The organism is Bacillus sp. JJ1503, assembly GCF_036965125.1.
GTDB lineage: Bacteria > Bacillota > Bacilli > Bacillales > Cytobacillaceae > Cytobacillus.
Map to the genome: position 1 here is coordinate 15,734 of NZ_JBALOZ010000046.1, position 2,989 is coordinate 18,722.

The following is a 2,989-nucleotide window of genomic DNA, read 5'->3' on the forward strand; positions in this document are numbered from 1 at the left end:
AAAGAAGAGAAAAAGGAGAAAAAGGAAATCATCCGTCAAAAAATGATTGAACGCCAAAGCGAAGCGAAATTGGTAAGAAAAATTGTTTTTATTATCTCAATAATTTTAATGATAGTGATTGGCGCAGTTGCTGGCGGGGGGTATTTTTATATAAAATCAGCCTTAGAACCAGTAAGCCCGGATAATAATAAAGAGAAGAAGTTAGAAATTCCAATCGGCTCATCGACAACAAGCATCGGTAAAATTCTTGAAAGCAATGGAATCATCAAGGATGCCCGTGTATTCAAGTATTATGTTAAATTAAAAAACGAGACTGGTTTTATGGCCGGTGAATATAGCTTAAAGCCATCTATGACGATTCCTGAAATAATTGGAAGTTTAAAAACAGGAAAAGTGGTTGAAGAAGTAGTGTTTAAAGTGACAATACCTGAAGGAAAGCAGCTCAAACAAATTGCAGGTATTATAGCGGAGAAAACAAATAGGAATGCTGATGAAGTATTACAAAAGCTAAACGACCAAGATTTTATTAAATCCATGATGGCTAAATATCCAGATGTATTAACGGATGATATATTAAATGCAGATATTATATATCCATTAGAGGGTTATTTATTTCCAGCTACCTATCCTTTTTATAAAGAAGATCCAACTATAGAGGAAATTATTGGAGTTATGCTTGATAAGACAGCCTCTGTATTAATGGAATACCGTTCGGAGATGGAAGCTCAAAATCTTTCTGTCCACCAATTATTGACAATGGCGTCTTTAATTGAGGAAGAGGCTACTGAAAAAGTAGATAGAAATCAAATTGCAAGTGTCTTCTACAACAGAATGGAAACAGGAATGCCATTGCAAACAGATCCAACTGTCCTTTATGCACAAGGTGAACATAAGGATAGGGTCCTATATAAGGATTTAGAGGTAGATTCACCTTATAATACGTATAAATATTCGGGGCTAACGCCAGGACCAATTGCAAATGCTGGCGTCATTTCAATTGAGGCAGCATTAGCACCAGCCGAATCAGATTTCTTATATTTCCTGGCAACTTCGACTGGAGAAGTGCTGTTTTCGAAAACATTAGATGAGCATAATAGGAAAAAGGCACAGCATATTACGAATAAATAATTTTACGCGCCCGAACAGGGCGCCTCTCTCATTTACTTGGAAAAACATGAATATTAGCTTTCCCTTATCATTTATGTTAAAATAGTACAAGTGTTTTAATAGGCTCTAAAGTAGCGTAAATCACAGCTAAGAAGGATTTGGGTAAATAGCCGGTAAATCCTTAATGGTTGTGAACGCTATTTTTTTCTGTTAATAGAGCAAAACTTTTACATTGAGGTGATGGCAGCTTGAAAGCCGATAAGCTGCATGCATATATAGAAGGAATTATTCCTGCAAGGCCTAAGCTTTTAGAAGAAATGGAGCAGTATGCGAAAGAAAATGAAGTTCCAATTATGGAACTAGCCGGAATTGAGGCATTACTGCAGCTTCTTCGCATCCAAAAGCCAAAGTCGATTTTGGAAGTCGGTACAGCCATAGGCTACTCAGCTCTTCGAATGGCTTATGCATTGCCTTCCTGTGAAATTGTTACGATTGAAAGAGATGCTGAGCGGTACCTGCTTGCGGAGAAATATATACTAGAGGCAGGAAAAGAAACTCAGATCCACATGGTTAAAGGCGATGCTCTTGAAGTGGGATCGATCATTAAAGAGTATGGACCATTTGATGCAATTTTCATTGATGCGGCAAAGGGGCAATATAGGAAGTTTTTTGAAATATACTCTCCGTATTTAAGTGAAGATGGGATGATTATTACAGACAATGTTCTATTTAAAGGGCTTGTTTGTGAGACCGAAATTGAGAATAAACGTATTCGAACTCTCGTAAAGAAAATAAATGACTTTAACATATGGTTAATGAATCATCCTGATTACTTTACGGTCATTCTGCCCGTAGGCGATGGGGTTGCAATTACTAAAATGAGGTGAGAAATGATGGAAAGGCCGGAATTATTAGTCACACCGAAAAGTGTGGAAGATATTATCCCTTTGGCTGAGGCGGGAGCAGATGCTTTTGTAATTGGAGAGCAGCGCTATGGTTTACGCTTGGCTGGTGAATTTTTAAAAGATGATATAAAGAAAGCCATTGAGCTTGCCCATGAAAAAGGAAAAAAGGTTTATGTAGCGATGAATGCACTTTTTCATAATGAAAAAGTGGAAGAGCTTCCTGAATATATAAAGTTTTTACAGGATGCGAAGGCTGATGCGATTCTTTTTGGAGATCCAGCAGTCCTTATGGCTGCTCGAGAAGCAGCGCCAAATATGAAGCTGCACTGGAGCACTGAAACAACAGGCACTAACTGGTATACATGTAATTATTGGGGCAGAAAGGGATCGAAACGTGCTGTTTTGGCCCGAGAAATAAACATGGACGCCATCATTGAAATTAAGGAGCATGCTGAGGTAGAGATTGAAGTACAAGTACATGGCATGACAGCCATGTTCCATTCGAAGCGTTCTCTCCTTGGCAATTATTATGAGTACCAAGGAAAAGTAATGGAAATTGAGAACCGTAAACAGGAGCATAATATGTTTCTTCATGATAAGGAACGGGAAAATAAATATCCTATTTTCGAGGATGAAAATGGCACACATATTATGAGTCCAAATGATATTTGTATAATCGATGAGCTTCAAGAAATGATTGAGGCAGGGGTCGATTCTTTTAAAATCGATGGCATCCTGAAGAGTTCAGAATATATTCTTGAAGTAACAAATCTATATAGAAAAGCGATTGATCTATGTGTGGAAGATGCTGATCAATACGATGATATTAAAGATGATCTATTAAATGCCATTGAAGAAATTCAGCCTGCTAATCGTCCATTAGATACAGGGTTTTTCTTTAAGGAAACGGTATATTAAAACTTTATTCAGCAGGTGTTTACTACTTCTAAAGTGGCAAATAAATGCAATAAGAGTAA

Annotated in this window: 3 protein-coding genes; all 3 read left to right on the top strand. The window is 37.4% G+C overall.

Features of this window, described 5'->3' with window-relative positions; genetic code table 11:
- Positions 1–1,128: endolytic transglycosylase MltG (gene mltG / locus V7149_RS04485; RefSeq protein WP_335344449.1), on the top strand; the 1,128-nt coding region annotated here is incomplete at its 5' end.
- Between the two features lie 227 nt (positions 1,129–1,355).
- The gene (locus V7149_RS04490) at positions 1,356–1,994 is read left to right on the top strand and encodes an O-methyltransferase (protein ID WP_335344450.1); all 639 of its coding nucleotides are present in this window, start codon (positions 1,356–1,358) and stop codon (positions 1,992–1,994) included.
- Between the two features lie 6 nt (positions 1,995–2,000).
- Positions 2,001–2,930 carry a peptidase U32 family protein gene (locus tag V7149_RS04495; protein ID WP_335344454.1) on the top strand — a complete coding sequence of 310 codons (930 nt, stop codon included), beginning with the start codon at positions 2,001–2,003 and terminating at the stop codon, positions 2,928–2,930.
- Positions 2,931–2,989: the final 59 nt, after the last annotated feature.